This is a genomic window from Azoarcus sp. DN11, assembly GCF_003628555.1.
Classification (GTDB): Bacteria; Pseudomonadota; Gammaproteobacteria; order Burkholderiales; family Rhodocyclaceae; genus Aromatoleum.
This window is the reverse complement of record NZ_CP021731.1, coordinates 283203-305264: the sequence shown is the minus strand read 5'-3', so window position 1 is coordinate 305264 and position 22062 is coordinate 283203. Positions and strand designations below refer to the sequence as shown.

General features: G+C 65.8%; 24 protein-coding genes. 6 read left to right on the top strand and 18 right to left on the bottom strand.

Going from position 1 to position 22062, the window contains the following annotated elements:
* Positions 1 to 70: 70 nt before the first annotated feature.
* Positions 71 to 979, bottom strand: a complete 909-nt coding sequence (locus tag CDA09_RS01370; protein ID WP_286164340.1) for a hypothetical protein — start codon at positions 977 to 979, stop codon at positions 71 to 73.
* A gap of 49 nt (positions 980 to 1028) precedes the next feature.
* Positions 1029 to 1553 (bottom strand): tetratricopeptide repeat protein, encoded by a 525-nt coding sequence (locus tag CDA09_RS01365; RefSeq protein WP_286164339.1) that lies wholly within the window; start codon positions 1551 to 1553, stop codon positions 1029 to 1031.
* Between the two features lie 258 nt (positions 1554 to 1811).
* Between CDA09_RS01365 and CDA09_RS01360 the strand changes: the two genes are divergently transcribed.
* The 6 genes from CDA09_RS01360 to CDA09_RS01335 all read left to right on the top strand — a co-directional run bounded on the left by CDA09_RS01360 (position 1812) and on the right by CDA09_RS01335 (position 8131).
* On the top strand, positions 1812 to 3362 hold the full coding sequence (locus CDA09_RS01360) for a sensor histidine kinase (protein WP_121426981.1): 1551 nt from the start codon (positions 1812 to 1814) through the stop codon (positions 3360 to 3362).
* 34 nt (positions 3363 to 3396) lie between these two features.
* A complete protein-coding gene (locus CDA09_RS01355) occupies positions 3397 to 4821 on the top strand; it encodes a sigma-54-dependent transcriptional regulator (protein WP_121426980.1) in 1425 nt (474 codons plus the stop codon).
* Between the two features lies 1 nt (position 4822).
* On the top strand, positions 4823 to 5476 hold the full coding sequence (locus tag CDA09_RS01350; RefSeq protein ID WP_121426979.1) for a tetratricopeptide repeat protein: 654 nt from the start codon (positions 4823 to 4825) through the stop codon (positions 5474 to 5476).
* Positions 5473 to 5784, top strand: coding sequence for a c-type cytochrome (locus tag CDA09_RS01345; protein WP_121426978.1), 312 nt, complete (start codon positions 5473 to 5475; stop codon positions 5782 to 5784). Before CDA09_RS01350 ends, CDA09_RS01345 begins: the two co-directional genes overlap by 4 nt.
* On the top strand, positions 5781 to 6857 hold the full coding sequence (locus CDA09_RS01340) for a ligand-binding sensor domain-containing protein (protein ID WP_121426977.1): 1077 nt from the start codon (positions 5781 to 5783) through the stop codon (positions 6855 to 6857). Before CDA09_RS01345 ends, CDA09_RS01340 begins: the two co-directional genes overlap by 4 nt.
* Before the next feature lie 77 nt (positions 6858 to 6934).
* Positions 6935 to 8131 carry a ligand-binding sensor domain-containing protein gene (locus CDA09_RS01335; RefSeq protein ID WP_121426976.1) on the top strand — a complete coding sequence of 399 codons (1197 nt, stop codon included), beginning with the start codon at positions 6935 to 6937 and terminating at the stop codon, positions 8129 to 8131.
* A 407-nt stretch (positions 8132 to 8538) separates the two neighbouring features.
* On the opposite strand, the gene ccmI is transcribed toward CDA09_RS01335, so the two are convergent.
* The 16 genes from ccmI to napF all read right to left on the bottom strand — a co-directional run bounded on the left by ccmI (position 8539) and on the right by napF (position 21971).
* Positions 8539 to 9810, bottom strand: coding sequence for a c-type cytochrome biogenesis protein CcmI (gene ccmI, locus CDA09_RS01330; protein ID WP_121426975.1), 1272 nt, complete (start codon positions 9808 to 9810; stop codon positions 8539 to 8541).
* The gene (locus CDA09_RS01325; protein ID WP_121426974.1) at positions 9807 to 10283 is read right to left on the bottom strand and encodes a cytochrome c-type biogenesis protein; all 477 of its coding nucleotides are present in this window, start codon (positions 10281 to 10283) and stop codon (positions 9807 to 9809) included. The genes ccmI and CDA09_RS01325 overlap by 4 nt, the downstream gene beginning before the upstream one ends.
* Positions 10284 to 10287: 4 nt before the next feature.
* Positions 10288 to 10884, bottom strand: coding sequence for a DsbE family thiol:disulfide interchange protein (locus CDA09_RS01320; protein WP_121426973.1), 597 nt, complete (start codon positions 10882 to 10884; stop codon positions 10288 to 10290).
* Between the two features lie 8 nt (positions 10885 to 10892).
* A complete protein-coding gene (locus tag CDA09_RS01315; RefSeq protein WP_121426972.1) occupies positions 10893 to 12866 on the bottom strand; it encodes a heme lyase CcmF/NrfE family subunit in 1974 nt (657 codons plus the stop codon).
* A complete protein-coding gene (gene ccmE, locus CDA09_RS01310) occupies positions 12863 to 13309 on the bottom strand; it encodes a cytochrome c maturation protein CcmE (RefSeq protein WP_121426971.1) in 447 nt (148 codons plus the stop codon). The genes CDA09_RS01315 and ccmE overlap by 4 nt, the downstream gene beginning before the upstream one ends.
* Positions 13306 to 13518: a heme exporter protein CcmD gene (gene ccmD / locus CDA09_RS01305; protein ID WP_121426970.1), complete on the bottom strand. Its 213-nt coding sequence runs from the start codon at positions 13516 to 13518 to the stop codon at positions 13306 to 13308. The genes ccmE and ccmD overlap by 4 nt, the downstream gene beginning before the upstream one ends.
* Positions 13518 to 14291: a heme ABC transporter permease CcmC gene (ccmC, locus tag CDA09_RS01300; RefSeq protein ID WP_502697083.1), complete on the bottom strand. Its 774-nt coding sequence runs from the start codon at positions 14289 to 14291 to the stop codon at positions 13518 to 13520. The genes ccmD and ccmC overlap by 1 nt, the downstream gene beginning before the upstream one ends.
* A 4-nt stretch (positions 14292 to 14295) precedes the next feature.
* Positions 14296 to 14973 (bottom strand): heme exporter protein CcmB, encoded by a 678-nt coding sequence (ccmB, locus tag CDA09_RS01295; protein WP_121426969.1) that lies wholly within the window; start codon positions 14971 to 14973, stop codon positions 14296 to 14298.
* Positions 14970 to 15596: a cytochrome c biogenesis heme-transporting ATPase CcmA gene (gene ccmA, locus CDA09_RS01290; RefSeq protein WP_121426968.1), complete on the bottom strand. Its 627-nt coding sequence runs from the start codon at positions 15594 to 15596 to the stop codon at positions 14970 to 14972. Before ccmA ends, ccmB begins: the two co-directional genes overlap by 4 nt.
* Before the next feature lie 114 nt (positions 15597 to 15710).
* A complete protein-coding gene (locus CDA09_RS01285) occupies positions 15711 to 16349 on the bottom strand; it encodes a NapC/NirT family cytochrome c (protein ID WP_121426967.1) in 639 nt (212 codons plus the stop codon).
* A gap of 30 nt (positions 16350 to 16379) precedes the next feature.
* Positions 16380 to 16829 carry a nitrate reductase cytochrome c-type subunit gene (locus CDA09_RS01280; protein WP_121426966.1) on the bottom strand — a complete coding sequence of 150 codons (450 nt, stop codon included), beginning with the start codon at positions 16827 to 16829 and terminating at the stop codon, positions 16380 to 16382.
* Positions 16826 to 17707, bottom strand: coding sequence for a quinol dehydrogenase ferredoxin subunit NapH (gene napH, locus CDA09_RS01275; RefSeq protein WP_121426965.1), 882 nt, complete (start codon positions 17705 to 17707; stop codon positions 16826 to 16828). The genes CDA09_RS01280 and napH overlap by 4 nt, the downstream gene beginning before the upstream one ends.
* Positions 17704 to 18573, bottom strand: coding sequence for a ferredoxin-type protein NapG (gene napG / locus CDA09_RS01270; RefSeq protein ID WP_121426964.1), 870 nt, complete (start codon positions 18571 to 18573; stop codon positions 17704 to 17706). The genes napH and napG overlap by 4 nt, the downstream gene beginning before the upstream one ends.
* Before the next feature lie 26 nt (positions 18574 to 18599).
* Positions 18600 to 21152: a nitrate reductase catalytic subunit NapA gene (gene napA, locus CDA09_RS01265; protein ID WP_121426963.1), complete on the bottom strand. Its 2553-nt coding sequence runs from the start codon at positions 21150 to 21152 to the stop codon at positions 18600 to 18602.
* Between the two features lies 1 nt (position 21153).
* Positions 21154 to 21477, bottom strand: a complete 324-nt coding sequence (locus CDA09_RS01260; RefSeq protein WP_121426962.1) for a chaperone NapD — start codon at positions 21475 to 21477, stop codon at positions 21154 to 21156.
* Positions 21474 to 21971 carry a ferredoxin-type protein NapF gene (gene napF / locus CDA09_RS01255; RefSeq protein ID WP_121426961.1) on the bottom strand — a complete coding sequence of 166 codons (498 nt, stop codon included), beginning with the start codon at positions 21969 to 21971 and terminating at the stop codon, positions 21474 to 21476. Before napF ends, CDA09_RS01260 begins: the two co-directional genes overlap by 4 nt.
* Positions 21972 to 22062: the final 91 nt, after the last annotated feature.

Genomic DNA, 22062 nt, shown 5'->3' with positions numbered 1-22062 from the left:
GCATGATCGAGGATGTGGCAGTGGTACATCCAGCCGCCACCAGCTTCCTTGCCATACCACGCCCGTCGCGTCAGAACACCGGGACGCCCATCGACTGCAATGCCCGAACGAGTTGGGCGGAGGCCTGCTCCATCAACTTGACGGCCTCGGCATGCCGGCCAGCCGTCGCCTGCTCTTCGGCCTGCGTGCCGAGCCTGCGCCCCGCCTCGACGAATCCGTCCACCAGGCGGCGCTTGTCGCCCGCGGCGCGACCTTCCGCGATCATCATGTCAACCATGATCTCGTTGCTCGCGAAACGCTTCTTCTCGTACGCATACTCGTCAGCCGGCGTGTCGAACTTCAGGGAAAGCAGGACCTCCTGCCCGGCGCGAAGGCGCGACAGCTCCTCGACTGCGATCTTGTAAGCCTCGGCCATTTTCTTGCCGGCCTCACCGAGCCGGCCGGCCTCGGCGAGTTGCTTCGACTCGGCAGTCAGGCCGTCCACGCGTCCGAGCAGGGCTTTCGCCCCCGCGCTCTTTTGCGGATCCTTGGCAAGTTCCTCGATCGAGCCGCGATACATCCCCACCTGGTCGCCGAGATCACGGAGGTTCTTGCGCTGGGCGTCTTCACTCAGCGCGCCCTCTTGCGACATGCGACGCGATGCGCTCGACACGGAACGCAAGGCGTCGTCGGCCAGCTTCGCGGCCTCGTCGAAACGCCCGTCGACCAGCGCCTTGCGCGCGTCGTCGACCGCCTGGTGCCCTTGCTCGATGAGAGCCCGAAAGTCGGCTTCGTGCCCCTCGGCCGCACTCCGGCCTGCCGGCGAGTTGATCAGGATATCAACCAGCCGGATCTTCTGCTCGATCAAGCGCCGCCGCTGATCTGCATCGTCGGCGGGCGCCTGAGCGCCCACGGCCGCGGCGAGCACGGCAGACAGGAAACCCGCCATCCAGCGCAATCTCATCGGCTTCTCCCGATCTGCTGCGATGAAATCAATCAAACTCCTGCCCGGGGAAACCGAGTTACTGCAAGATATGGCCGCGCGCCGCTCAGTGTCCGGCCTTCGCTCCCCCAAGGAACGACCGCGCACCGGGATGACCATGGTCGGCCGCCGAGCGGATCCAGCGCATGGCCTCCTCCTGGTCCTGCACCACGCCCTTGCCCGCCAGGAACAGCAAGCCCAGGCCGTACTCGGCCTCGGCATGGCCCTTGCGTGCCGCTTCGAAATACCAGCGCGCAGCCTCCTGATCAGGATCCTGCACGGACTTTGGAAGTTTGTCTCCGAACACGTACATGTTGCCGATGAAGAACATCGCATCAAGGTTGCCCTGATCCGCGCTGCGACGGGCCCACTGCAGGGCCTTCTCCTCATCCTCCGGTACACCGCGCCCATAGAAATACATGACCGCAAGCTTTTCCTGGGCAACCGCGTTACCTTGCTCCGCAAGTGGCGCAAGCTGCTTGGCGGCGGCATCGTACCGGCCGCCGTCGTACTGCTGGAGCGCATCGTCGATCGGGGCGGCATGCACTCCCCCGGTCAGCAACATCATGCAAAAGGCCAGACGACGCAACATGAAAGAACCCTCTCTCTATCAAACCGGCTCGATTCCCGAAAGCGGTAACACAGCGCTCCCGGCACATTGGCGGGGTTTGCATGCAATAACCATACCGTGCAGCGCGGCAGCGAACGTATCTTCACCGCCGCGTTCATACACAACACTTCCCGCGCCAAACCCCGACGTGCGGGCGGGCGCGCGATCTGAGAAAATGTCGGTGCGTACACATAGTGTAGCCCGACAGCCCCGACCGGAGTACGCACCCATAGGCGCCAGATGAACACGACCTCCAGCACTGCCGACGGTGTCTACGAGATGACCGACGACGAGCCCCGGCCGCAGGAATCCGTGGCGCCGCAGCCACGCTCACTGTCGCTCAGGGCAAAGGGGATCATCGCCTTCATCCTGATGGTCGCCTATTCGCTGCTGATCGGCGTATCCACCGAGACCCAGCGCCAGGGACTCCTGAGCGTGGTCCAGGACCTCGAAGCCGCTCACCGCACCGAGGCTCAGCTCCTCGAGATCAACACCTCCATGGCGCGTACGCTGTTCGCCGTGAATATGTCCTTTTCGGACGACGACCTCGCATCTTCGGCGATCCGCTCGATGATCGAGGTCGAAGCGAGCCTGTCGCTGCTCGAAGCCATACAGGACCGTCATCCCGCGGTTCTGATGCTCGCCGGCAAGCTGCACGCACTGGTGCGCGATCTTGCCCAGTCGCCGACGCTCACCACCCTGGGGGTCGCACGTGCAACACTGAACGAGCTGATCATCGAGCTCGACGGCATCACGAAGAGCGCACACGCCCACCGGCTGATGCTGCTGGACCAGTACCGGGAAAATTACGATCGAATTACACTCAGCAGCCTGGCGATGCTGGTGATCGGCCTGATCCTGCTGGGAGCCGTCACTGCCATATTCTTCAGCCGTCTGACATGGGACATCCGCAAACTCGAGGCACACGCGCACGGGATCGTGAATGGAAGCCGGGACGCGCCCCTGCCTGTCACGCGCAACGACGAACTGGGAACGCTGATGCACGCGGTCAATCGCATGCAGCAGGATCTGCGCGAGCGCGAACGTCACATCGAACGGGCACGCCTCGAACAGTTCCATCGCGAAAAAATGGTGGCCGTGGGATCGCTCGCTGCACAGCTCGCCCACGAAATCAACAACCCCATCGCGGCGATCACCGGCGTGGCGAGCGCGATGAGCCAGGTGCAGCAGATCCGGCAATGCCCCAGCCACGGCGAAACCTGCCACCCCGGACTGATCCTCGAACAGGCGAAGCGCATCTCGGCGATCACACGGCAGATTGCCGATTTCACGCGCCCGCAGGCGCAACGTCCGGAATTGCTCAACCTGAATGAACTGGTCAGCAATACCTGCGCCTTCGTCAGCTACGATCGGCGCTTCCGCCGGATCGCCATGACGACGGAACTCGACGGGGAGATGCCGGCCATACGTGCGATAGGCGATCACCTGACGCAGGTGCTGATGAACCTTCTGTTCAACGCGGCGGACGCCCTCGAGGAGATGCCTGCGGACCATCCCGCGCAAATTCTCGTGCGCACGCGGGCATCCGAATCCGAAGCGCTGATCGAGATCGCGGATAACGGAGCCGGCATCGATACCGTCACGCTCGGGAAGGTGTTCGACGAATATTTCACGACCAAGCCGGCCGGCAAGGGCACCGGCCTCGGGCTCGCACTCAGCCGCGAACTGATCGAAGACTCGGGCGGCTCCCTGACCCTTGAGTCCGAAGCCGGCAAGGGAGCTACCGCGCGCATACGCCTGCCCCTGCGCGCCCCCGAACGGGTAACCTGACAACTGGCTGGCATCCACACTACAAGGGAATTCGATGCACATACTGGTCATCGACGACGAGCGCGCGGTCCGGGAAATCCTCGCCGATGCCTGCCGACAGGCCGGCTACTCGGTGGATGAGGCGCGCAACTGCACTGAAGCCGCGTCGAAACTGGTGCGCGGCGACGTCGACCTCGCGCTCTGCGACATCAAGATGCCGGACGGCAACGGGGTCGATCTGATGCGATCGATCAAGGAGTCCGGGGTCGAGACCAACTTCATCATGGTCACGGCGTTCGCATCGATGGAGTCGGCTGTCGAGGCCCTGCGCCTGGGGGCGTCCGATTACGTCACCAAACCCTTCAACGTCGAGGAGATGCTGCACCGCGTGCAGCAGATTGCGGCGCTGCGCGGCCTGCGCGAGGAAAACCGCGTCCTGCGCAAGTTCGCCAAGGCGGATTCCGACAAGTTCCGCTTCACATCGCCGTCGATGGCCGCGGTGGAACGCCTCGCGGGCAAGGTCGCGCCCACCGACAGCACCGTGCTGATCACCGGCGAATCGGGAACCGGCAAGGGCGTGCTTGCCCGCCTGATCCACGAACAGAGCCGGCGCAGCGAACACCTGTTCCTGCCGGTCAACTGCAGCGCGATCCCCGAAACACTCATGGAGGCCGAATTCTTCGGCCACACCAAGGGCGCATTCACGGGCGCTGACAAGGCCCGAAAGGGGCTGTTCCTGCAAGCCGATCTGGGCACTCTCTTCCTCGATGAGGTCGGCGAGTTGCCGATGCTGATGCAGACCAAGCTGCTGCACGCCATCGAGGAAAAGGAAATCCGCGCCGTCGGCAGCGAGCAGTCGCGACGCGTCGACTGCCGGATCATCGCCGCCACCAACCGCGACCTCAGCCAAATGGTCAAGGAAGGCACCTTCCGGGAGGACTTGTTCTTCCGGCTCAGCATGTTCCACATCCATATCCCGCCCCTGCGCGAGCGCAAGGAAGACATCCGCAGCCTCATCCGCTTCATCCTCGACCGGGTACGCGACCAGCGCGATGCGGCCGCCTGCATGACCGTGTCGGACGACGTCGAGCGGTTGCTCGTCGGCTACCCCTGGCCGGGCAACGTGCGCCAGATGGAAAACGTGATCAACCGCGCGTGCATCCTTGCCGAGGACAGCTGCATCACGCTGGACGATCTTCCCCCCGAGATCGCGCGCACCTGCACACGCTCACCCGTGCATGGCACATCGATTGCTAGCCAGCGGAGCCTGCGCGATCAATTGCGCGAGTTCGAGGCTGACGTGATCTATCGAATGCTGGACGAAACGAGCGGCGACAGACGTACTGCAGCGCAGAAGCTGGGTATCGGCCTGTCGAGCCTGTACCGGAAGCTCGAGGAATTCGAAGCGTTCGGGATCCACAGGAGCGGCGCTGGCAATCTCCATTCCGCACGTGACCCCAACTTCGAACAAGGAACCTAGAATGAAGCTTCCCGGAACTGAGAAGATCGTTCCCGCTTTCAGCCACGCGCTTCTCGCCCTGGCCCTGATCACCGTGGTGCCCGCGGCCCTGGCCGACGCGGAGGCCGACTATCAGAAGGGGCGCGAGGCCTATCACCTCAACGACGTCGCTGGTGCGATGGATCCGCTCAAGAAGGCCGCAGACGCGGGCCATGCGGCGGCACAGGCGCTCTACGGCTCCATCCTCGACAGCGCCGAACTCGACGACGAAGCCGTGCAGTACCTCCAGAAGGCCGCCGAACAGGGCAACATGGATGGCGAATACGGGCTGGCGAAGATGTATTTCACCGGCGAGGCCAAGGCCCCCAATCCGTCCGAGGCCGGCCGGCTGATGCGCTCTGCTGCGGCAAAGGGGCACCCCCTCGCGATCGTCACGATGGCGCTCGCCTTCGTCCGCAATGACCGGCGCCTCGACGCGGAAAATTCCGACACGCCGGAAGCGGGCGCACTGCTGCTCAAGGCCGCCGAACTCGGCGAGGTGGATGCAATCAAGGCCGTGGCGCAGGGCTACCGGACAGGCAAGTACGGACTCGCGACCGATACCGCCAAGGCGGAACAATGGGAAGCACGGATCGCGGGAATTCTCGGCACGAACAAGAAGGGTGCGCGCAAATGAAGGCGATCGGCAGACTGGCGACCCTCCTTGTCGCGGCGCTCGTGACGCCAGGCGTTGCGCTCGCGGCGAACGTCATCGAAGGCCAGCGCATCTACAACCAGCACTGCATCGGCTGCCACGGCCCCGGCGGCAACAGCGCGATCCCGAATGCCCCGAAATTTTCGCGCGGCGAGCGGTTGATGCAGCCCGACATGGTCCTGCTTGCAAGCATCAAGGCCGGAAAGATGACGATGCCATCGTTCAACGGTATCCTCAGGGATCAAGAAATTCTCGACGTAATCGCTTATCTACGGACACTTCAACGATGATCCTGCACCTGCAGCACGCACGGCACGCCCTGACGGCGGCCGCACTGGCCCTCACCTGCATGACCGGCGCCGCCGCCGAGACCCCGTCGCCCGATTACCGGATCCGCGAGACCTTCAATGTCGGCGACAGCGTGTACGTCAGGGCACTGAAAATCGAACCCGACACCAACACGATCTGGGTGGGAACGTCGACCGGCGTGCATGAGATCGACCTCGCCACGCGCAAGCCGCGCAACACCTTCACCCGCGCGGACGGGCTGGCGAACGAGTACGTGTTCGCCGTGGGCATCGATACGCAGGGCTACAAGTGGTTCGGCACCAACGCGGGTGGCGCCTCGCGCTACAAGGACGGCAAGTGGAAGACCTATTTCCCGATGCACGGCCTCGCCGACTACTGGATCTACTCCTACGCCAACGACAAGGACGGCAACCTCTGGATCGGTACCTGGGCAGGCGTCAATCAGTTCAACGTCAAGACCGGCGAATTCAAGAAATACGTCAAGGAACTCATCAACGAGTGGGTGTACGGCCTCGACGTCGACGCCAAGGGGCGCGTCTGGTTCGCCACCGAGGGCGGCGTGTCGATGTTCGACGGCAAGGAATGGAAATCCTGGACGCACAAGGACGGGTTGGGGGCGCCGAACACCGAACAGTTGCCAGCATCGAGCAACACCGGCCTCGGCACGCGTGCGCGCCACGATCTGACGACGATGGAACACGGGCAGCCGACCTATAACCCCAACTACTCTTTCGCCATGCACATCGATCCGCAAGGGACTGCGTGGGTCGGCACCTGGGGCGGCGGAGTCGCCCGGTTCGACGGCAAGACCTGGAAGAACTACAACAGCAAGGACGGACTGGTCGGCAACATCGTGTACTCGATTGCCCAGGACAAGCAGGGCGCCCTCTGGTTCGGCACCGACAAGGGCGTGTCGCGCTTCGACGGCAAGACGTGGCGCTCCTACACGACCAACGAAGGGCTGCTCGATTCCAACGTCTACGCGATCGCGGCTGCTGCCAACGGCGACGTCTGGGTGGGCACGCGCCGCGGTGTCGCGGTCATCGGCAAATAACCGTCTTCGTCGGAGCGCCCGTCCGACCGTGGTCCGGGCCTGGCGGGCGACAACCGGAACTTCAAGGAGTCTTTCGCATGAGTTACAAAGTTGCAGCCGTTGCCTCGATCGTCGGCGTCGTCGCGATTGCCGGCGCCTTCACGCTTGGCCAGCAGCAGGGCAAAACCCCCGCGCCCGTCGCCAGCGCAACGACCAGCACCGCGCCCGCCGCGAGCAGCCAGGAAGTCCGTGAAGGCAAAGTTGGTGTCGACCCCAACGAGAAATTCACACACTTCCGGGTAGGCAACAAGAACGTCAAGAAGATCTACATCGACGACGGGATCGTCTGGGTTGCGACTTCGGGGGGCGTGATCCGCTACGACACGCGCACCGACGAATTCAAGATGTACGACAACCAGAACGGCCTGCTGTCGAACGGCATGTTCTACGTCGGCCGCGTCCAGGGCAAGATCACCGTCGGCACCTACGGCGGAGGCATGTCCATGCTCGACGAAAAGACGGGCACGTGGGAAACCTACAACATCCCGGAGGGCCTCGGCGACGCCTTCGTCTATGACGTCGTCGAGACCCGCTCGGGCGACATCTGGATCGCCACCTGGTCGGGCGTCAATCGCGTGCGCGGCGGCAAGCTGAAGGATCCGTCCGCCTGGGAACTGCATACGGTCGAGAGCACCGGCGGCGGCTTGCCGAACGACTGGGTGTACGGCCTCGCCGAGGGCAAGGACGGCGACATGTGGCTCGCTACGGAAGGCGGCATGGCGCACTTTGCCGACGGCAAGTGGGAAAACTGGAACCACTCCCGCGGCATCGGTGCCGATTACGACAAGGTCAAGCAGGATATCGCCTACAAGAGCGATCCGGCGAAGGAGTCCCTGCACCACGCCCAGCAAAAGCGCGAAATGGGCCTCGAAGGGATTGACCAGGCCTACAACCCGAACTACATCATCTCCCTCGTCGTCGACCAGGACGGCTCGGTCTGGTCGGGCACCTGGGGTGGCGGGCTCGCCCACTACAAGGACGGGAAGTGGACCAATTACACGACGGTCGAAGGCCTGCCTGGCAACCACGTGTTCATGCTGCACCGCGACCTGCAGAACCGCCTCTGGATCGGCACGAACAACGGCTTGGCGATGAAGGACGGCGACCGCTTCCGGGTCATGAAGTCGGCCGAAGGACTTTTCGGCGACGCCGTGTTCTCCATGACCACGACGAAGGAAGGAGATCTTTGGGTTGGCAGCTACGGCGGCGTCGCGCACATCCGCCCGAACTCCTGATCCGACGAGACCTGCACCGCATCCCTGGCCGTCCCGCGCAAGTGGGGCGGTCTTTTTTTATGCCTCCGCCATCCCCGCGACAGGCGTCGATGCACCCTCCCGAATGAATGCCGGCAACCGGCACTTCCTCGCCGGTCACTGATCATTTATTAACGCCGCAGTTGCGCTTCGACAGGCTCAGCCCGAACGGTATCTGGTTGCCGGGTCAATAGCCCTCAGCCGGCCGGATGGCGGCGCGCGAACCCGACCTGCCCAAGCCTTCGCTTCATGCTTCAACAGGCGGATCGAACGGCGTGGCCCCCTTCGGCGCGAGTTGAACCGGAAGGCAAAAGTCGCCCCGCCATGAACGAAGGGGGCGGGTGCCGCAGCACCGCGCCCCCTTCGGCAAAGGTTGAGGTTCCCGCTTGTTACTTGCGCACGCGGTCGATGACGATGCTCACGCCCTCGGCATCGGGCGCAACGAGCACCGCCTGGCTTTCAAGGTCGCCCGCGCTCGCGGTGGCACTGCCGCCTTTCGATAGCCGGGCACCGATCGCGATCTGTGCCGGCAAAGGCCCCTGCGACATGCGCTGGGCGGTGGCGAAATCGAAATCGACCGGGAGCTCGCCGGCGCGGACGCGCAGGGCGGCGATGGGCATGCCGCCCTGCGCCGGGCGCGCAAAGACGAATATCGTGTCGTCGGCACCGGCCTTGCCCGCGAGTTCGGGGGCGAGGCTGAGCCGCCCGCGCAGCGTCAGCGCGGTGCTCGCAGCACCACTCTGGGCCGCGCCCCCCCCACCCGCCATTCCGGCCGCCTGCGGCCCGGCCGGCGGGTTCAGCGGCGGCAGGCCGCCCTTGGCACGCGCCTCGTTGATGCTGGCGAGAATCGACGGATAGGGCTCCACGCCGGGCTGCAAGCTGGCGAGGATCTTCTCCCACTGGGCCGACGCCTGGGCATAATCACCCCGACGGAAGGCCGACGTCCCCGACAGGGCAAGCGCCTTGACGTGGTTCGGGTCAAGCGCGAGGGCCCGTGCGATCAGCCGATCGGGATCGCCTTCGAACTTGCGTCCTGCCGCGCCCGCAAGCAGGTCGGCCCAGTCTGCCAGAATATCGGCCTGCTCCGGGATCTGCCCACCAATCTTCTGCCACGTCGCGACGGCGCCCTGGAAGTTCTGCATGACCGCATACGAACGTCCGAGCATCATCCAACCCTGGACGTTGTCGGGCTCGCGCTCGAGGCGTTCTGCGAGCTGGGCCACCATGGCCTGCATCTGCTCGGGCGTGATCTGATGGCCGGCTTCGGGCGCGGGCTTCACGTTCTCGGGATCGAGTCCCTCCGGGGTGCCGAGCAGCATGTATGCGGTGACCGCAAGCACCGGCACGGCGCACACCACGCCAAGCGCCCAGCCGCGCGCCGGCTTACCGTCGACACCGGCTTCCGCCGTCCCTCCTTCGGCCAGCGCACGCTGTTCAAGTTCGTCGCGTGACCGTTGGTAATCCGCTTCGGCGATGCGTCCGGCAGCCCGTTCGGCATCGAGATCCGCGAGTTGCTCGCGCAACACGACCAGCACCGTACGCGCCTGCTCCTGCCGCGCCGCGTGTTCGCGCGCCTTCGCTCCAGCGCCCAGCAGGGGCGGAATGACGAGCAGCAGGGCACCGGCCACCAGCAAGGTGGCCAGAATCAGGAAAACAGTCACGAGCGGGACTCCTGGGAAGGTTTGGCGGTACCGTCAAGCAGGGCGGCGGCGCGGGCATGTTCTTCCGCGCTCAGGGCATGCGGTGTCTCGCGGACACGGCTGCGCAGCCGCCACACAAGCCACCCTGCACCCGCCACGAGCAGAAGCCCCGGCCCGAGCCACAGCAACAACGTGATGCCCTTGAACGGCGGCAGATAGAGAACGAAGTCGCCGTAACGCGCGACGAGATAATCGACGACGGCAGCTTCATCCTTCCCGGCCAGGAACTGCTCCCGTACCTGATCGCGCAGATCAACGGCCAGCGGGGCATTGGATTCGGCAATCGACTGGTTCTGACACACGAGGCAGCGCAGGTCATGCGCCAAGCGCATGACGCGCTCCTCGAGAGCGGGATCATTGGTCACCGGCGCGGCTTCGCCGGCATGTCCCGCCACGGGAAGCAGCAGGGCCGCAACAAGCGCCAGGCGGCGCATCAGGTCAGCTCGCACGTTGCAACTCCGCGATCTTCGGCAGCAGCACGTCGCGCAGCGACTCCGGGGTGATCGGGCCGATGTGCTTGTAACGGATCACGCCCTGCTGGTCGATCAGGAAGGTCTCGGGGACACCGTACACGCCGTAGTCGATGCCGACGCGCCCGTCGAGATCGAGGGCGGTCACCGTGTAGGGGTCGCCACCGTGCTCGACCAGCCACTGGCGCGCGCGCTGGCGCGCGGTGGCCAGTTCCGTCGCAGGGGCGACACCCTTTACGTCGGCCGCGCCGTCGCCGCGCATTTCCTTATAGTTGAGCCCGACGATCGGCACCGGGCTGTTGCGGGCCAGTTGCACCAGCACCGGATGCTCGTAACGGCACGACACGCACCACGATGCCCAGACGTTGAGAAGCCATACGCGCCCCTTCATGTCTTCGGGCGAAATGGTCTTGCCCTCAGCCTGCAGCTGCGGCACCCGGAATGCGGGGGCTGCCTTGCCGATGAGCGGCGACGGAACTTCGCGCGGATTGAGCTTGAGCCCGTATCCGAGGAAGCCCGCCAACGCGAGGAAAATGAAGAGGGGAATCAGGAACTTCGCTTTCATGGAACCTCTCAGGCTGCCTGGCGCGCAGCCCCCGCGGGGGCCTCGCGCTCGGCCAGACGACGGTAACGGCGGTCCGACGCGGCAAAGATGCCGCCGAGCGCCATCAATGCGCACCCGAACCAGATCCAGCTGATGAACGGGCGGTAGAACAGGCCGACGACCCATGCTCCGTCGTCGAGCTGGTCGCCGATATTCACATACACGTCGCGGAAGAGACCGACGTCGATCGCGGCTTCGGTCATCGGCATGCCCTGCGCCTGGTAGAAGCGCTTCTCGGGGCTCAGCGTGGCGACCTTGGCCGCGCCGCGCGTCACGTCGATCGTCGCGCGCGCCGCTGCGTAGTTCGGCCCGGAGACCTCCTTCGCGCCGCGGAAGGTGAACGTGTAGCCCGCCAGGTGCGCCGTGTCGCCCGGCAGCATCTTGACCTGCATCTGCGTGTTGAGACTGCCGACCAGTGCAACGCCGATGATGAAGACGCCAATCCCGACGTGTGCGAACCACATGCCCCACCACGCTGAGGGAATGCTGCGCAGACGCGCGCCGGCGCCCGCGCCGCGGCGGTCTGCAATGCGCTGCCACAGGATCTGGACGCTGCCGATGATGACCCACGCCGCGAGCGAAAGACCGAGCACGGTCCGCACGCTCACATGCCCCAGGGCGAAGGCCGTGCCGCCACCGATCACGAGGCTGCCCAGGATGCCCGGCGCAACCTTGCGCAGGACGTTGTTGCCGTCATCCCCTTTCCAGCGGACGAAGGGGCCGATCATCATCAGCACGACCAACGGGGCCATCAACGGGACGAAAACCGTCTCGAAGTACGGCGGCCCGACCGAGATCTTGCCGAGGTTCAGCGCGTCGATGAAGAGCGGGTAGAGCGTGCCGAGAAGCACGGAGCCACTGGCAACCGTCAACAGCACGTTGTTGGCAAGCAGCGAGGATTCGCGCGAGATCAGCCCGAAGCTGCCGCCGCCCGCCAGCGTCGGCGCGCGCCACGCAAACAGCCCCAGCGAGACGCCAATCACGAGCACGAGCAGCGCCAGCACGAAGAGGCCGCGCGCCGGATCGGTGGCGAAGGCATGCACCGAGGTCAGCACGCCCGAGCGGACGAGGAAGGTGCCCATCAGCGAGAGCGAGAACGCGGCGATCGCGAGGAGCACGGTCCAGCTGCGGAATGCGCCGCGCTTCTCGGTGACCGCAAGCGAGTGCATCAGCGCGGTGCCGACCAACCACGGCATGAAGGAGGCGTTCTCGACCGGATCCCAGAACCACCAGCCGCCCCAGCCGAGCTCGTAGTAGGCCCAGCCCGAGCCGACGGCGATGCCGCAGGTGAGGAAGATCCACGCGACGGTCGTCCACGGCCGCGACCAGCGCGCCCAGGCCGCGTCCATGCGGCCGGACAGCAGCGCGGCGATCGCGAACGCGAACGCGACGGAGAAGCCGACGTAGCCCATGTACAGCAGCGGCGGATGGATGATCATCCCCGGATCCTGGAGCAGCGGGTTGAGGTCACGGCCTTCAGGGGCAGCGGGCAGGATGCGGTCGAAGGGGTTGGACGTGACCAGCAGGAACAGCAGGAAGCCGGTACTGACGAGCCCCAGCACGCCCAGCACGCGCGCCATGAAGATCTCCGGCAGGTTGCGGCTGAACACGGTCACCGCAACGGTCCACAGCGCAAGCGCCATGGCCCACAGGAGCAGCGAGCCTTCATGGTTGCCCCACACGCCGGTGATCTTGTAGATCAACGGCGTGGCCGAGTGCGAGTTGCTCGCGGCGAGCTGCAGCGAGAAGTCGCTGTTGATGAAGGACCACGTCAGGCATCCGAACGCGAAGACGATGAACAGGAACTGGCCCTGCGCGGCCGGGCGGCCGACTGCCATCAGGGCGAGGCGGTTGCGGCTCGCGCCGATGAGCGGCACCACCCCCTGCACGAAGGCGAGAATCAACGCGAGGATCAACGAAAAATGACCGAGTTCGGGAATCATTGCTTCACCGTTTGAGCCGTCTTGTGCGCCTGGTCGACCGCGTGCTGCGCTTCGGGCGGCATGTAGTTCTCGTCGTGCTTGGCGAGCACTTCCGAGGCCGTGAACCGGCCATCAGGGCCCAGCTTGCCCTGCACGACCGCCCCCTTGCCCTCGCTGAAGAGGTCGGGCAGCGAACCCTTGTAAGTGACGGGAATGGTTTTCGCGGTGTCGGTGATCGCGAACTGCACCGTCACGCCATCGTCCGCGCGCTTGATCGAACCCGGTTCGACCAGACCGCCGATGCGGAAGGTACGGCCATTCGGGGCCTTGCCTGCAGCGACTTCGGTGGGCGTATGGAAGAACACGAGGTTCTCCTGGAAGGCGGACAGCACGAGCGCCACCGCCCCGACCAACAGTGCAACGGCACCGCCGAGCAGCATCAGCCGTTTGCTACGGGGTTTCATTCAACGATCTCCTCAAAAGCACGACGGCCGCCTGCACCGGCCGCATTGGCCCGGCGCAGGCGCAACAGGCGCCGCACGGTATCCCTACGACGACGCGTGACGAGGATCAGTTCCCCGACGACGAGCAGCAGCGCCAGGCCGTAACTGCCCCACACGAAAAAGGCAAAACCGCCCATATTCCAGAACGCGCTCCAGGATTCCCACTGCATCACACCTTGCCCTCCAGCGCGTTCAGTTCGGCGGCGACCCATTCGGTATGGCGTTCGCGTTCCAGGATGAGCGAGCGCACGCGCCACAGCGTGACCGCGATGGTGTAGGCCCACGCGGCGAGCGCCATGACCAGCATGCCGCTCAGCATCGTCGCCGCCATCGCGGGCGCCTTGTTGAGGCTCACGGATGCGCCCTGGTGCAGGGTGTTCCACCACTTCACGGAGAAATAGATGATGGGCACGTTGACCGCGCCGACGAGGGCGATGATCGCGCCCGCCTTGTCGGCACGGCGCGGATCCTCGATCGCGCGCGTGAGCGCCATAAATCCCAAATACAGGAAAAGGAGCAACAACTGGGAAGTCAGGCGCGCATCCCACACCCAGTAAGCCCCCCAGGTCGGCTTCCCCCACAACGAGCCGGTCCACAGCGCGACGAAGCAGAACATCGCGCCGGTGGGCGCCAGCGCCTGCGACATGATGAAGGACAGGCGGGTGTTCATGACCAGGCCGACAAAGGACCAGAAGGCCATGACCAGGTAGACGAACATGGACATCCACGCCGCGGCGACGTGGATGTAGATGACGCGATAGACGTCGCCCTGGACGGCGTCGGTCGGCGCGACGAAAAAGCCGAGCCACACCCCGATCGCCGCGAGAACCGCCGCAACGACCGCGAACCAGGGTGCCAGCCTGCCCGCCAGCGGGTAGAACATCTGCGGCGCCGCAAAGCGGAAAAGGCTCTTGCTGCGTTCGGGCTTTTGTATGTCTTTCATTTCATCATTCAACGGCGATTCGGAGTGCAGCCGCACAGGCCAGCGGCGCCAGCGCAAGGGCGGCCAGCAGACCGCCTCCAAGAAGCAAAAGATGTGCCTGCGCGCCGGAGCCGGACAGGTACGCGTCCACCGCGCCGGCACCGAAGATCAGCACCGGCACGAAGAGCGGCAGCACCAGCAGCGCGAGCAGCATGCCGCCCCCGCGCAGGCCCAGCGTGAGGGCGGCACCGACCGCACCCAGCAGCGCGAGGATCGGCGTTCCGAGCGCCAGCGAGAGGATCAGCACCCCGAGCGCACCTTGCTCCACGTCGAACAACAGCGCAAGGCCCGGCGCGACGACGACCACCGGCAGGCCGGTGGCGATCCAGTGGGCGGATATCTTGGCGACGACCCACAGGACGGTGGGTTCGGGAGTGAGCAGCAGTTGTTCGAGCGTGCCGTCGGCGTGGTCCTGGGCGAACAGGCGATGCAGTGACAGCAGGGTGGACAGGAGCGCCGCCACCCACAGGACGCCCGGCGCGATGGCGCGCAGCTGGTTGGGTTCGGCACCGACGCCGAACGGAAAGAGGCAGACGACGACGACGAAGAAGGCGAGCGTGACGAGAACGTCGGCACGGCCGCGCCAGGCGAGCAGGAGATCGCGGCTCAGGACCGCGGCGAAGGGACCCAGGGCGCGGCTCAACAGGCTACCTCGGTAAGATCGAGTACCACCGGAGCCTTGGCGAACGGCGCATCCTGGTGAGTAGTGAGCACCACCATGCCGCCGGCGGCGCAGTGTTCGGAAAGGGTGGCGGTCAGGTCGGCCACGGCGGCGACGTCGAGGGCCGTGAAGGGTTCATCGAGGATCCACAGCTTGCGGTCGGCTTCGAGGAACAGACGGGCCAGGCCGACGCGCCGACGCTGCCCCTGCGACAGGACACGGGCGGGAAGATCGAGCTGCTGGGCGAGGCCGATGCGCACCAGGGCATCGACGCAGGCTTCCTCGTCGACCTTGTCGCCCCCGGAGGAACACGCGAAGCGCAGGTTCTCCAGCGGCGTCAGGAGGTCGTTGAGGGACGGTGCGTGCCCGAGGTACAGCAAGGTGCGATGGTAGCTTTCGCGGTCGCTGTTGATGGGCACGTCGTTCCAGCGGATTTCGCCGCTTTCGGGCAGCGCGAGGCCGCACAGGATACGCAGCAGGCTGGTTTTGCCGAAGCCGTTCGGGCCGGCGACACGCACCAAGTCCCCCGGAGCGACCCGCAGGGAGAGGCCACGGAACAACGGGCGGTCACCCTTCACGCAGGCGAGAGCGTTGGCATAAAGCATGGGCGTGGATTTAACCACAGACGGGGCCGCTTCGGGAGCCCCACACGGCGGAAAAACCGCGATCCAATCAACGGATTGATCAAATCGCGGCGGGACCGGAGAAAAGCGGGAATTTCACTCCTGCCTGGGCGGTGCCGGCGGGTGGAACACCTCGGGCGCGACACTTTCATGCGCCGCGCCGATGTCCTGCTCGATCGGCGGCAGCGAGTGCGCGACGCCCTTGTGGCAGTCGATGCAGGTCTTGCCCTCGGCGAGCCCGGCCTGGTGCGCCTTGTTGGAGCGCCGCCCCTGCACGGAGTAGTCGAAGTACTCGTAGTTGTGGCAGTTGCGGCATTCCTGCGAGTTGTTCTTCTTCATGCGGCGCCATTCGTTCTGCGCGAGCTGGATGCGCTTGGCGTCGAACTTCTCGGGGGTGTCGATCGAGCCGAGCAGGTGGTGGAAGACTTCGTTGGATGCCTGGATCTTGCGGATGATCTTGGGGATCCATTCCTTCGGCACGTGGCAATCCGGGCAGGTGGCGCGCACACCGGTGCGGTTCTGGTAGTGGATGGTGTTGCGGTACTCCTTGAAGACGTTTTCCTTCATCTCGTGGCAGCCGATGCAGAAGGCTTCGCGGTTGGTGAGTTCCAGCACCGTGTTGAAGCCGCCCCAGAAGATGATGCCGGCGACGAAGGCAATGCCGACGGCGCCGAAGGCGAGGCGACGCAGGCGCTGCCACGGGCTGCCCTTCGCGTTGTTGTTGTCCTGGGTCATGTTGGTTCCCTGTCCGTGAGGCGTCGAGGATCAGCGCAGGCCCTCGGCGCGCTTGAAGGTGTTGTCGACCAGCGGTTTGGCGTCGGTCTGGGGAATGTGGCACTGCAGGCAGAAGTAGCGGCGCGGGGAGATGTTCGACAGCTCGCCGCCGTCCCGGTCCTTGAAGTGGGTGAGGCTGACCTTGGTGGCGTTGAACTCCTGGTAGCGGCTCCAGGCATGGCAGTCCATGCACTTGTTGAAGTTCTTGGTGACTTCGTAGCCCTCGACCTTGTGCGGGATCAGGGGCGGCTGCTGCACGTAGTCGCGCGAGATGGCCGGGCCGTCGGGCCGGATGTGCGCCGCCGCCGTGGCCGGCTCGGCGGCGTCCACCGGCGCGCCGCGCAGGCTCTGCACCTGCTGGGCCAGCGCCTGTCCGCCGAAGGGGCCGAAGCTCGCAGCGGCAATGAGCGCCAGCGCCAGGTTACGGGTCTGTTTTTTCATGACTCGCTCCTATCAAATCGGGTCGTGATTCGAAAAACGTTCCTGCCGCACACATCGATGCAGCGGCCACAATTGGTGCAGTTGCGGTCGAGGATGACCGGATGGTCCTGGCCGGCCGCCTTGAGTGCGGGACGGATGACCTGGGGTTCGGGGCAGACGGCGAAGCAGTCCATGCAGTCGTCGCAGGCGCTGCGATGCGCGGCGCTGACACGCACGAGTGCGGCGCGGCCGAGCAGGCTGTAGAAGGCGCCCATCGGGCAGAGGTGGCCGCACCAGCCGCGCGTGGCGATCAACAGGTCGTACAGGAAGACGCCGCCGACGATGCCCCACGCGAGGCCGAAGCCGAAGATGAGGCCGCGGTGCAGCATCGACACCGGATTGACCCATTCCCACGCGAGGCTGCCGGTCGCGAAGGCGGCGAGCAGCATGAAACCGAGCAGCCAGTAGCGCGTGTCGCCCGAGGGGAGCTTGCCGCCCTTGAGGCCGAGGCGCCGGCGCAACCACGCGGCGGCGTCGGTGACGAGGTTCATCGGGCACACCCAGGAGCAGAACACGCGGCCGCCGGCGACGAGGTAGAAGGCGACGACGATGCCGGTGCCGATGAGGGCCTCCTTGTACGGGAGCGTTCCGGCCGCGAGCGACTGTGCAAGTAGGAAAGGGTCGGTGAGCGGCAGGACGCCGAGCGTGAGGCTGGACGACAGGTTGCCCTTGACGATCCACAGCCCGAACCAGGGACCGGCGAGAAAGGCGGCCAGGATGCCGAGTTGCGACACGCGCCGCAGGAGGAGCCACCGGTGCGCGCGCAGCCAGCCCTTGGCGGCGATCGCGTCGGCGCCGACGCGCGGGCGCACGGCCTTCGGTGCGGCGGCGGCGTTCATGGCTTCCACCCCGAATCGAGGCCGCTACCCGGCCGGGCCGGCGCGGCGGGAGCCGGCACGGGCCCCTGCCCCGGCGCGACGCGCGTGTCGCCGTAGGACCTGCCTTCGAGGCCGCGCACGGGCAGTTCGATCTGTTCGCCGATCAGCGACTCGCCGGCGGCTTCCTTTTCTTCCCAGCTCTTGCGGTAGTGCTCGGCCCTGGAGCCCTGCGCGAGTTTGACCGGCAGCACCTTGATCGCCGCTTCGCCCGGCAGCACGCAGGATTTTTCGCACTTGCCGCAGCCGGTGCAGTGGTCCGAATGCACCGTGGGCAAGAGCATTGCGTGGCGGTCGGAGCGCGGGTTGTGCTGGCGCTCCAGCGTGATCGCCGTGTCGATGACCGGGCACACGCGATAGCAGACGTCGCAGCGCAGGCCGAGGAAGTTGAGGCAGGTCTCGTGGTCGATCAGCACCGCGAGGCCCATGCGCGCCTTGCCGATGTCGGTGAGGCCGTGGTCGAGCGCGCCGGTCGGGCAGGCAACGACGCAGGGGATGGTCTCGCACATCTCGCACGGGATCTGGCGTGCGGCGAAGTACGGGGTGCCGGTGGCGATGCCGTCGCCGAGTTCGGCGAGCCGGAGCGTGTCGTAGGGACAGTCGCGCACGCACAGGCCGCAGCGCACGCAGGCAGCGAGGAAATCGCTTTCCGCGAGCGCACCGGGCGGACGCAGGGCGGTCGCGGGCAGGGCACTCGCCTGCTTCGCGTACAGGCCGACGCCGAGCGAGAGCAGGCAGGCGCCGCCCGCGACCCCCGCCGCTTCCCGGAGGAAGCGGCGGCGGGGCGAGGGGCCTCCCTGACCGACCGGCTTGTCCTGCGTGTCACCCATGATCCGCGCTCCGCTGCCCCATGCCGTCAGACCTTGAGCACCTTGACGGCGCATTTCTTGAAGTCCGTTTCCTTCGAGATCGGGCAGGTGGCGTCGAGCGTGAGCTTGTTCACCAGGCGCCCTTCGTCGAAGAACGGGATGAAGATGAGGCCGAACGGCGGCTTGTTGCGGCCGCGCGTTTCCAGGCGCGCGGTGATCTCGCCGCGACGCGAGGCGACCTTGACCAGCATGCCGCGCTGCAGGCCGCGCTTGGTGGCGTCGTCCGGGTGCATGAAGATCTGCGCCTCGGGCACCGAGCGGTGCAGCTCGGGCACGCGGCGGGTCATCGAGCCGGTGTGCCAGTGTTCGAGCACGCGACCGGTGCACAGCCACATGTCGTATTCCTTGTCCGGCATTTCCGGCGGATCCTGATAGGGCAGCGCGAAGATGACCGCCTTGCCGTCCTTGTGGCCGTAGAACTTCACGCCCTCGCCGGTCTTGACGTAGGGGTCGTAGCCCTCGCGGAAGCGCCACAGGGTCTCCTTCCCTTCCACGACCGGCCAACGCAGGCCGCGCGCCTTGTGGTACATCGCGAAATCCGCGAGGTCGTGGCCGTGGCCGCGGCCGAACTGCGCGTATTCCTCGAACAGGCCTTTCTGCAGGTAGAAGCCGAGTTCCTTCGACTCGTCGTTCATGTAGCCGGGAATCGCGTGGGCGTTCGTCTTCTCGACGTCGGCGAGCGGGAACTTGTTCACCGCGCCGTTCTTGTACAGCACGTCGAACAGGGTCTTGCCCTTGAGTTCGGGCTTCTTGGCGATGAGTTCGGCCGGCCACACGTCCTCGACCTTGAAGCGCTTGGAAAACTCGACGAGCTGCCACAGATCGGATTTCGCCTGGCCGGGGGCGGACACCTGCTGGCGCCAGAACTGGGTGCGGCGCTCGGCGTTGCCGAAGGCGCCTTCCTTCTCCGCCCACATCGCGGCGGGCAGGATCAGGTCGGCGGACAGGGCCGAGACGGTCGGGTAGGCATCGGAGACGACGACGAAGGCCTCGGGGTTGCGCCAGCCGGGGTAGACCTCGCCGTTGATATTGGGCCCCGCCTGCATGTTGTTGGTCGTGCTGGTCCAGTAGCACTTCAGCTTCCCGTCCTTGAGGGCGCGGCTCTGCGCGACGGCGTGGTAGCCGATCTTCTCGGGGATCGTGCCGTCGGGCAGCTGCCAGATCTTCTCGGTGATCGCGCGGTGCATCGGGTTGGTGACGACCATGTCGGCGGGCAGGCGGTGCGAGAAGGTGCCGACCTCGCGTGCGGTGCCGCAGGCGGACGGCTGACCGGTGAGCGAGAACGGGCTGTTGCCGGGCTCGGAGATCTTGCCGACCAGCAGGTGCACGTTGTAGATCATGTTGTTCACCCACGTGCCGCGGGTGTGCTGGTTGAAGCCCATGGTCCAGAAGGACACGACCTTCTTCTTCGGGTCGGCGTAGAGCTTCGCCATGCGTTCGAGGCGGTCGACGGGCACGCCCGAGAGCTTCGACACCTTCTCGGCCGTGTACTCGGACACGAATTTGGCGAATTCCTCGAAGCTGATGTCGGTCGCCGCGCCGGTGTTGCCCTTGGGCTTGCCGTCCGCGCCGGCGTAGCCGTTGTTGGTGGCATTCGCTTCGAGCGCGTGGTTGGGGCGCAGGCCGAAGCCGATGTCGGTTTCGCCCTTCTTGAAGTTCACCCGCGTCTTGACGAACTCGGTATTAACTTTCTTGTTCTGGATGATGTAGTTGCAGATGTAGTTCAGGATCGCGAGGTCGGTGTTCGGCACGAAGATCATGCCGTTGTCGGCGAGCTCGAACGAGCGGTGCTCGTAGGTCGACAGCACGTGCACCTCGCTGCCTTCCTTCGACAGGCGGCGGTCGGTGATGCGCGACCACAGGATCGGGTGCATCTCGGCCATGTTCGAGCCCCACAGCACGAAGCCGTCGGCGTTCTCGATGTCGTCGTAGCAGCCCATCGGCTCGTCGATGCCGAAGGTGCGCATGAAGCCCGCCACCGCCGAGGCCATGCAGTGGCGGGCGTTGGGGTCGAGGTTGTTGCTGCGGAAGCCGGCCTTGTGCAGCTTGGACGCGGCGTAACCCTCCCAGATCGTCCACTGGCCCGAGCCGAACATGCCGACCGAGTCGGGGCCGTGCTGCTTGATCGCGGCCTTCCATTTCTCGGCCATGATGTCGAAGGCCTGGTCCCAGGTGATCGGCGCGAATTCGCCGTTCTTGTCGTACTTGCCGTTCTTCATGCGCAGCAGCGGCTTCGTGAGCCGGTCGTTGCCGTACATGATCTTCGACAGGAAATAGCCCTTGATGCAGTTGAGGCCGCGGTTGACGGGCGAATCGGGGTCGCCCTGGGTCGCGACGATGCGCCCGTTCTGCACGCCGACGAGCACCGAGCAGCCGGTGCCGCAGAAGCGACACGCCGCCTTGTCCCAGCGCACCTTGGTGGAGGCCTTGCCGGCCGGCTGGGCCTGGGCCTCGGCCGCCGCCGGGATACCGATGCCGGCGGTCGCCGCGGCAGCCGCGATGGCATTGGTCTTGATGAACTCGCGTCTATCCATGGTCATTTCAAGCCTCCTTGTCCTGAGCGCTGCCGATTCCGTCCCCCGCGAGCGGCAGGCCCGGCATCGGCTCCGGGTGTTCCGATTCGTGTTCCAAACCTTCGTCCGTGTATTCGTAGGCGAGCGTGACGCCGAGCACGTGCGGCGCCACGTTCACGGCCAGCAGGGAATCGGTCATCGCATAGCCTTCGCCGTCCTCGACGGTGACGATGACGCGCCCGAGCTCGCTGCTCGCGCCGTGCAGCTCGACGCCGGGGATCTTCCGCAGTGCGTCCTTCAGGGCGTCGAGGTGCTCGGGGCCGACCCGGACGACCAGGCTTGCGATCTTCATGCGGGCATCTCCACGGGATTCTTCATTGCGATGGCGCCGGCCGGACAGGGGGCCTGGCAGGCGCCGCAGCCGGTGCAGCGTTCGGCATCGAACAGGGGCTGCGCGACGCCGCCGCGGCTGGGGCGGAAGCAGATCGCGGCGGCCCCGCAGGCCTCGCCGCACACCCGGCATTCGATGCCGCGGCGCGCGAGGCAGGCCTCGGCAATCACCGCCGCGAGCCGCCACGGCGCAAGGCCGTCGCTTCGCCGCAGCGCGCCGGCCTTGCAGGCAGTGACGCAGTCGCCACAGAAGCTGCATTCACCATGGCCGAAATCGACGCCCGGATAGCCGCCGGGACCGGCGACGAGGATGGCGGTCGGACAGGCCTTCAGGCAGTCGCCGCAACGCGTGCAGGCATCCTCGAAGGCGCCGCCGGCGATCGCCCAGGGCGGACGCAGCACATCGACATCCGAGCGGATATACCCCCTGAGAAAACCGCGGCGTGAAGTCGACATGACGCGCGCAACACCATGAAACGTTCATGGGTTTTCATTGGACACGCGCCCCGATTGCCGGACCTTGACTGCAGTCAAGATGCGAACGGCT

Bases quoted from the DNA above. Each gene is read 5' to 3' on its own strand.
- CDA09_RS01365 (WP_286164339.1), bottom strand. From the start codon at position 1,553: ATGTTGCGTCGTCTGGCCTTTTGCATGATGTTGCTGACCGGGGGAGTG.
- CDA09_RS01360 (WP_121426981.1), top strand. From the start codon at position 1,812: ATGAACACGACCTCCAGCACTGCCGACGGTGTCTACGAGATGACCGAC.
- CDA09_RS01355 (WP_121426980.1), top strand. From the start codon at position 3,397: ATGCACATACTGGTCATCGACGACGAGCGCGCGGTCCGGGAAATCCTC.
- CDA09_RS01350 (WP_121426979.1), top strand. From the start codon at position 4,823: ATGAAGCTTCCCGGAACTGAGAAGATCGTTCCCGCTTTCAGCCACGCG.
- CDA09_RS01345 (WP_121426978.1), top strand. From the start codon at position 5,473: ATGAAGGCGATCGGCAGACTGGCGACCCTCCTTGTCGCGGCGCTCGTG.
- CDA09_RS01340 (WP_121426977.1), top strand. From the start codon at position 5,781: ATGATCCTGCACCTGCAGCACGCACGGCACGCCCTGACGGCGGCCGCA.
- CDA09_RS01335 (WP_121426976.1), top strand. From the start codon at position 6,935: ATGAGTTACAAAGTTGCAGCCGTTGCCTCGATCGTCGGCGTCGTCGCG.
- CDA09_RS01325 (WP_121426974.1), bottom strand. From the start codon at position 10,283: ATGCGCCGCCTGGCGCTTGTTGCGGCCCTGCTGCTTCCCGTGGCGGGA.
- CDA09_RS01320 (WP_121426973.1), bottom strand. From the start codon at position 10,884: ATGAAAGCGAAGTTCCTGATTCCCCTCTTCATTTTCCTCGCGTTGGCG.
- CDA09_RS01315 (WP_121426972.1), bottom strand. From the start codon at position 12,866: ATGATTCCCGAACTCGGTCATTTTTCGTTGATCCTCGCGTTGATTCTC.
- ccmE (WP_121426971.1), bottom strand. From the start codon at position 13,309: ATGAAACCCCGTAGCAAACGGCTGATGCTGCTCGGCGGTGCCGTTGCA.
- ccmD (WP_121426970.1), bottom strand. From the start codon at position 13,518: ATGCAGTGGGAATCCTGGAGCGCGTTCTGGAATATGGGCGGTTTTGCC.
- ccmC (WP_502697083.1), bottom strand. From the start codon at position 14,291: ATGAAAGACATACAAAAGCCCGAACGCAGCAAGAGCCTTTTCCGCTTT.
- ccmA (WP_121426968.1), bottom strand. From the start codon at position 15,596: ATGCTTTATGCCAACGCTCTCGCCTGCGTGAAGGGTGACCGCCCGTTG.
- CDA09_RS01285 (WP_121426967.1), bottom strand. From the start codon at position 16,349: ATGACCCAGGACAACAACAACGCGAAGGGCAGCCCGTGGCAGCGCCTG.
- CDA09_RS01280 (WP_121426966.1), bottom strand. From the start codon at position 16,829: ATGAAAAAACAGACCCGTAACCTGGCGCTGGCGCTCATTGCCGCTGCG.
- napH (WP_121426965.1), bottom strand. From the start codon at position 17,707: ATGAACGCCGCCGCCGCACCGAAGGCCGTGCGCCCGCGCGTCGGCGCC.
- napG (WP_121426964.1), bottom strand. From the start codon at position 18,573: ATGGGTGACACGCAGGACAAGCCGGTCGGTCAGGGAGGCCCCTCGCCC.
- napA (WP_121426963.1), bottom strand. From the start codon at position 21,152: ATGACCATGGATAGACGCGAGTTCATCAAGACCAATGCCATCGCGGCT.
- CDA09_RS01260 (WP_121426962.1), bottom strand. From the start codon at position 21,477: ATGAAGATCGCAAGCCTGGTCGTCCGGGTCGGCCCCGAGCACCTCGAC.
- napF (WP_121426961.1), bottom strand. From the start codon at position 21,971: ATGTCGACTTCACGCCGCGGTTTTCTCAGGGGGTATATCCGCTCGGAT.